Origin of the sequence: Streptomyces sp. SID1328 (assembly GCF_009865595.1) — a bacterium.
GTDB lineage: Bacteria > Actinomycetota > Actinomycetes > Streptomycetales > Streptomycetaceae > Streptomyces > Streptomyces griseoluteus.
In genome coordinates, this window is sequence record NZ_WWKH01000916.1 from 1 (window position 1) to 7,316 (window position 7,316).

Consider the following 7,316-nt stretch of genomic DNA (forward strand, 5'->3'; position numbering starts at 1 on the left):
AGTAGTGCCCGGTGAGCCCCCCGGCCGCGAACAGCAGGGCGCCCAGCACGAAGAACAGCACCAGCGGGTCCCGGTGATCGCGCCGCCCGCGCAGGACGAGCGCGACGACCCCGAGCAGCGCCAGCCCGAACCGGCCGGTCAGGTCGGAGTAGAGCGAACGGTGGATCGCCTCAAGCCCGGTGCCGGCGGAGAACAGCGCGAAGAAGTCGTAGTACGGCCACAGCCACAGCAGGACGATACCCACGGCGAGCGCGGCGGCGAGCCTCGGGAGGACCTGGCGGGCCGGGCGGGCGGCGAGGACCGTGGCGAGCGCGCCGAGGGTGGCGACCACGCCGGTGAACTGGTGGCAGAGCAGGATCAGTGCCCAGAGCGCGCCGAGGCCGGCCCAGCGGGCCCAGCCCGTGGGGGTGCGGAGGGTGGTCGTGAGCCAGGCCCAGAAGTGGAAGGACAGCCCGAGCGCGAACACGCTGGGGTACGCGACCGTCAGCGCGAGGGAGTTCAGGCCGAGGAAGCCGCTCCAGTTGAGCAGGTCCGGACCCCACAGGAGGACCAGGCACAGCAGGGCCAGCGCGGGTGCCGCCCGGTGCGCACTGAGCGTGCGCACGTACCGCCACACCCCGGTGAACAGCAGCCCGAGCCCCACCAGCGCGCCGATCCGCAGCACCACGAACACCGGCAGCCCGGTCAGCCGGGCGAGCAGGCCCAGCACCAGTATCCAGGGCGAGTAGTACGGGCTCGGGGTGTCGGCGTCGACCAGCGGGTTGCCGGGGTCGAGCAGGCTGTGCCGGAGCCGCTGCACGGTCGCCGCGTGTATGCCGAGGTCACCGGCCCAGGGCAGCCGCACCACGGCCAGCAGCATCAGCAGCGGGACGAGCGCGGCGAGCGCGACGGCCACCAGTGACGGGGCCACCGTCGACGGACGGCCGCGCCGCGCGCGGGACCCGGTGAGGTTCGCTGTCACGGGCCAGACCCTATCCGAAAGGGACAGACCGCCCGGAAAGCGACAAGGGCGCCCCCGCACCGGGTTCTCCGGTCCGGGGGCGCCCTCCGCTCAGGCGGCGCCGGTCACGCGTGCGTGCGCAGCAGCGTCCGCATCGTGCGCATCGCCACCGAGAGGTTGGCGAGGTCGAACGCGTCCGAGCTCCGGATCTCCTCCAGCGTGGCGCGCGCCCGGCTCAGGATGGGCGCGTTCTTCTCCTCCCACGCCTTGAACCGCTGCTCCGGCGTGGAGGTGCCGTTGCCCGCCGCGAGCACGTCCGCGGTGAGCGCCGCGTGCGCCGCGTACAGGTCCTCGCGGATGGAGGCGCGGGCCATCGACTGCCAGCGGTCCTCGCGGGGCAGCTCGATGATGCGGTCCATGAGCTGGGTGATGTGCAGGCGGTCGGCGAGGTCGTAGTACACCTCGGCCACGTCCAGCGGCTCCTTGCCCGTGCGGTCGGCCACCGAGACGATGTCGAGCGCCGGGAAGACGGAGGAGAACCCGGCCACGCGGGTGGCCAGTTCGGCCGGGACACCGGCGGCGGACAGCTCGTCGTACACGTGCTGGTACCACTCGAGGTCGGCGCCGCGCAGCAGCTTCGGCATCTGCTGCCAGACCTGCTCGACCCGGTCCGCGAAGAACTCCACGGTCTCGGCGAGCTGGAGCGGCTGCGGCCGGTTGTTCAGCAGCCAGCGGGTGCCGCGCTCGACCAGCCGGCGCGAGTGCAGCCGGATACGGGTCTGCACGGCCGCGTCGACCTCGTTGTCCAGCGCCTCCACCGCGTCCCACACCGGGGACGAGCAGAAGATCGCGCGGGCCGCGGTCTGGGCGCGGACGATCTCCTCCAGCGAGGCCCCGGTCTCCTCGCGCAGCCGGTGCAGATACGTGGTGCCGCCCGTGTTCACCGTGTCGTTGACCAGCACGGTGGTGGTGATCTCCCGGCGCAGCGGGTGGCTGTCGATGACCTCGGCGAACCGCTCGCGCAGCGCGGTCGGGAAGTACGCGTGCAGCAGCCCGCGCAGATACGCGTCGTCCGGCAGCGAGGTGTGCAGCAGCTCCTCGGCGACCGTGATCTTCGTGTACGCCAGCAGCACCGCGGTCTCGGGGCTGGTGAGGCCCTGTCCCTGGTTCAGCCGCTCACGGATCTGGCGGTCGGTGGGCAGGAACTCCAGCGCCCGGTTGAGGTGGCCCTCGCGCACCAGGTGCCGGATGAACCGGGCCTGCGCGTGCAGCATGTCCTTGGACTGGGCGAGCGCGTTGGCCAGCGCGGTGTTCTGCGCGTAGTTGTTGCGCAGGACCAGCGCGCCGACCTCGTCGGTCATCTCCGCGAGCAGCTTGTTGCGCTGCTTGACGGTCATGTCCCCGTCGGTGACCAGGCTGTTGAGCAGGATCTTGATGTTCACCTCGTGGTCGGAGGTGTCCACACCGGCGCTGTTGTCGATGGCGTCGGTGTTGATCCGGCCGCCCTGGAGCGCGAACTCGATCCGGCCGAGCTGGGTCAGACCCAGGTTGCCGCCCTCGCCGACGACCTTGACCCGCAGGTCGGCGCCGTCGACGCGGATGGCGTCGTTGGCCTTGTCACCAACGTCGGCGTCGGTCTCCGCGGAGGACTTGACGTAGGTGCCGATGCCGCCGTTCCACAGCAGGTCGACCGGCGCCTTCAGGATCGTCTTCATCAGGTCGGCCGGGGTCATCTTGGAGATCTTCTCCTCGATGCCCAGGGCCTCCCGGATGTGGTGGTTCAGCGGGATCGACTTGGCGCTGCGCGGGAAGATCCCGCCGCCCGCCGACAGCAGCGAGGTGTCGTAGTCGGCCCAGCTGGAGCGGGGCAGCTCGAACAGGCGGCGCCGCTCGGCGTAGCCGGTGGCCGCGTCGGGGACCGGGTCGATGAAGATGTGCCGGTGGTCGAAGGCGGCGACCAGGCGGATGTGCTCGGAGAGCAGCATGCCGTTGCCGAACACGTCACCGGACATGTCACCGATGCCGACGACCGTGAAGTCCTCGGACTGGGTGTCCAGGTCCAGCTCGCGGAAGTGCCGCTTCACCGACTCCCAGGCACCGCGCGCGGTGATGCCCATGCCCTTGTGGTCGTAGCCCGCGCTGCCGCCGGAGGCGAAGGCGTCCCCGAGCCAGAAGTCGTAGGACTCGGCGACCTCGTTGGCGATGTCGGAGAACGTCGCCGTGCCCTTGTCGGCCGCGACCACCAGGTAGGTGTCCTCGCCGTCGTGGCGCACCACGTCCTGGGGCGGGACGACCTCGCCGGCCACCATGTTGTCGGTGATGTCGAGCAGGGCGGAGATGAACGTCTTGTAGCTGGCGATGCCCTCGGCCAGCCAGGCGTCCCGGTCCACGCTCGGGTCGGGGAGCTGCTTGGCGACGAACCCGCCCTTGGCGCCGACCGGCACGATGACGGTGTTCTTCACCATCTGCGCCTTGACCAGGCCGAGGATCTCGGTACGGAAGTCCTCGCGCCGGTCCGACCAGCGCAGGCCGCCGCGCGCGACCTTGCCGAAGCGCAGGTGCACGCCCTCGACCCGCGGCGAGTACACCCAGATCTCGTACGCCGGGCGCGGCGCGGGCAGGTCGGGGATGGCCTGCGGGTCGAACTTCATCGACACGTACGCGTGCGGGCCGCCGTCGCGGGTTTCCTGGAAGAAGTTGGTGCGCAGGGTGGCCTTGATGACGGTCAGGAAGGAGCGCAGGATGCGGTCCTCGTCCAGGCTCGCCACCTGGTCCAGCGCGGCCTCCAGCTCCTCCAGCAGGGCGTCGGTGATCTCCAGGCCGGCCTTCTGCCGGTCCGGGGACATCCGGGCCTCGAACAGGGAGACCAGCAGCCGGGTGGTGTGGACGTTGTTGCGGAGGGTGTCCTCCATGTAGTCCTGGCTGAAGGTGGAGCCCGCCTGGCGCAGGTACTTGGCGTAGGCGCGCAGCACCATCGCCTGCCGCCAGGTCAGCCCGGCGCTCAGCACGAGGGCGTTGAAGCCGTCGTTCTCCGCCTGCCCGGTCCAGGTCGCGGCGAAGGCGTCCTGGAACCGCTCGCGGCCGTCCTCGCCGAGGTGGTCGGCGCCGCCGGCGGTGTGCGGCAGGCGCAGGCCGAAGTCGTAGATCCACGCGGTGCTGCGGTCGGTGCGGCGCAGCTCGTAGGGGCGCTCGTCGACGACCTCGACGCCGAGCCGGTTGAGGACCGGCAGCACGGCGGAGAGGGAGACCGCGTCGCCCTTGCGGTAGATCTTGAACCGGCGCTCGCCGGGGGCGGCGCCCACCGGCTCGTACAGGCTCAGCGAGAAGTCGTTGCCCTTCTCGTTGCTCAGCCGCTCCAGGTGGACCAGGTCGGCGACCGCGGCGCGCGGGGAGTGGTCGGCCTTGTAGCCCTCGGTGAAGGCGTTGCTGTAGCGGCGCAGCAGCTCGGCGGCGCGCTCCTCGCCGCACTCGGCGTTGAGCGCCTCGGCGAAGCCGTCGGACCAGGAGCGGGTGGCCTCGACCAGGCGGGCCTCGATGCGCTCCTTGTCGGCGTCGGAGAGCTCGGGCAGCTCGGTGCCGGGCTGGACGCGGACGACGAAGTGCAGCCGGGACAGGATCGACTCGGTGTTCCAGGCGGTGAAGTCGACGCTGATGCCGCCCAGTTCCTCCTTGAGGATGTCGATGATCCTGAGCCGGACCCCGGTGGTGTACCGGTCGCGCGGCAGGTAGACCAGGGCCGAGTAGTAGCGGCCGTATTCGTCCTGGCGCAGGTACAGCCGCAGCCGGCGGCGCTCCTGGAGGTACAGCACGCTGGTGGCGATGGACTGCAGCTCGGCGGGCGGGGTCTGGAACAGCTCGTCGCGCGGGTAGGTCTCCAGGATCTGGAGCAGGTCGCGGCCGTCGTGGCTGTTGGGCGAGAACCCGGCGCGCTCCAGCACCTCGGCGACCTTGCGCCGGATCACCGGCACCCGGCGCACCGACTCGGTGTACGCGGCGGAGGAGAACAGTCCGAGGAAGCGGCGCTCGCCGACGACGTTGCCGTCCGCGTCGAACTTCTTGACGCCGATGTAGTCCAGGTACGACGGGCGGTGCACGGTGGCCCGGCTGTTGGCCTTGGTCAGCACCAGCAGGCGGTGCTCGCGGGCCTTGGCGCGGGCGTCCGCCGGGAGCCGCTCGAAGGAGGGGCTGACCGGGTGCTCGTCGTCCTCGGAGTGGTGCGGGTCGGAGCGCAGGATGCCGAGGCCGGTGCCGGCCTTGGCGCTCAGCGAGTCGTCACCGCGCAGCTCGTACTCGCGGTAGCCGAGGAAGGTGAAGTGGTCGGCGGAGAGCCAGCGCAGCAGCTCGCGGGCCTCGTCCACCTCGGCGGCGGGGAGGTCGGCCGGGCGGGGCTCGTCACGCAGGCCGTCGGCGATGCGGACGGCCGCCTCGCGCATCTTCTCCCAGTCCTCGACGGCCTCGCGCACGTCGGACAGGACGCGCAGCAGGTCGGCGGAGATCTGCTTGAGGTCGGCGCGGTCGGTCTCGCGGTCGATCTCGACGTGGATCCAGGACTCGACGTGCGCATCGTGCGGCAGCTCGCCGTGCGGACCGCTGGGCAGGACCTCGATCAGCTTGCCGGTGACGTCACGGCGGACGACGACCTGCGGGTGGATCACGACGTGGATGCCGCGGCCCTGACGGGTCAGCTCGTTGGTGACCGAGTCGACCAGGAAGGGCATGTCGTCGGTGACGACCTCCACCACGGTGTGGCTGCACGTCCACCCGTTCTCTTCCACGGTCGGGGTGTGCACCCGCACGTTGGCCGTGCCCTGCGGGCGGTTCTCGGCGAGCCGGTAGTGGGAGACCGCGGCACCGAAGACGTCGACCGGGTCGCGGTCGGCGAGGTCTTCCGGGGCGGTGTGCAGGTAGTAGCGCTGGAGGAACGCGAGCACCGCTTCGCTGTCCGGGGTGCCGGAGGTGCCCTCGCTCGTGGTCCCGGTCGGTAGGTGCCCCCCGACCGGGCTGTTCTCAGCTACCCGGGCGGCCCGATCGAGCAGCTCGGCCTTGGCTTCGTCCAGCTTGGTCTGCATTGTCCTCTGGCTCCTGTCGCGCGCCGTTGCGTGACGTAGAAGGAAGTACGGTCTCTTCCCCTCCGGTATGACGCCACGGCCCGAGGTGTCCGGTCCGTTCCGACGCTATGCCGCGAGGCGAGATGGGCGGGGGGATTTCGGCCATTGTCGACAGACTTGTCGGAAGCGACGCTGCTCTCCGCACCGTCGTGCCGGAGGCCGTCCCCGGTGTCCGGGACGCTGCGGCGCCCCTGTCCCGCCCGAGAGGACCAGCGACCGCCGCCCGGTCACGGAGTTCGTCCGTGCGGTCCGGGCGCAGGGCGGGGACTGTGGCGTCCCCGCGAGATATCGCGCTGATCACGCCACAAGGCTATCGCCCCGGACGGGGGCCCCGTCATGAGCCGTATGTGTACAAAACCGGGGGGTGAAGTTTGACGTTCTGCACAGCGGCGGAGAGGGGGTCGGTGGCGTATTCGCGCCAGGGCGGGGGCGGCCGCGCCGTTACGACGCTATTCGGCGGGCCTCCGCGACGGCCTCGGCCAGGCTGTCCACCACCGGGACGCCGGCGCCGCGCAGGCTCTCCGGGCCGTGCGAGCCGCCCGTGTAGAGCACGGCGCGCGCGCCGACGTGCTGGGCGGCCAGCGCGTCGTCGGCCGCGTCACCGATGACCACGGTCCGCTCGGGGTCGACGAGGGTGCTCATCGCCTCCAGGTGGCGGACCATGTGCTCGGCCTTGCTGCCGCCGGAGGGGCCGGTACGGCCGTCCACACGCAGGAAGTGGGACTCGATGCCGAGGCCGCGCACCAGCGGGACCAGCTCCTCATGCCCGTACATGCTCAGCAGGGACTGACTGTGGCCGTCCGCTCCCCAGCCGGCCAGCAGCTCGGCCGCGCCCTCGGTGAGCCCGCAGCGCACCCGGTGCTCGGCGTAGTGCCGGTGGAAGGCGCCGTCCATGACCTCCCATTCGAGGTCGCTGGGCAGCCGGCCCATCAGTCGCTCGTAGAACTTGGGTACGGGGACGCAGTACAGCGCACGGTACCGCTCGAGCGTGATCGGTTCCAGGCCCAGCTCGGCGAAGGCCGCGTTGGTCGCCCCGATGATCGCGTCGTTGTCGTGGAACAGGGTCCCGTTCCAGTCCCAGACGATGTGTGCGCTCTGTTGCATCCCCATGCGAAAACGGTACCGGGCACCACTGACAGCGGGTAAGAGCGAGTGGTCTGCGCAGGTCAGGGGGCTGCGAGCAGGGTGGGGATCTCCTGCGTGGCGAACCACAGCAGTTCGTGGTCGTCGGCGGCGTCCACGGCCTTACGGGCCGCGTCGTCGCCGGC

2 protein-coding genes and 1 pseudogene are annotated in these 7,316 nt (G+C 71.0%); all 3 read right to left on the bottom strand.

What is annotated here, in order from left to right; all coding sequences use genetic code 11:
- Positions 1-859: pseudogene (locus tag GT030_RS29605) on the bottom strand (hypothetical protein); the annotation flags it as partial.
- Between the two features lie 206 nt (positions 860-1,065).
- A complete protein-coding gene (locus GT030_RS29610) occupies positions 1,066-6,009 on the bottom strand; it encodes an NAD-glutamate dehydrogenase (RefSeq protein ID WP_161203720.1) in 4,944 nt (1,647 codons plus the stop codon).
- A 480-nt stretch (positions 6,010-6,489) separates the two neighbouring features.
- On the bottom strand, positions 6,490-7,158 hold the full coding sequence (locus tag GT030_RS29615; RefSeq protein WP_161203721.1) for an HAD hydrolase-like protein: 669 nt from the start codon (positions 7,156-7,158) through the stop codon (positions 6,490-6,492).
- Positions 7,159-7,316: the final 158 nt, after the last annotated feature.

Coding starts and splice junctions, on each gene's coding strand:
- GT030_RS29610 (WP_161203720.1), bottom strand. CDS start 6,009: ATGCAGACCAAGCTGGACGAAGCCAAGGCCGAGCTGCTCGATCGGGCC.
- GT030_RS29615 (WP_161203721.1), bottom strand. CDS start 7,158: ATGGGGATGCAACAGAGCGCACACATCGTCTGGGACTGGAACGGGACC.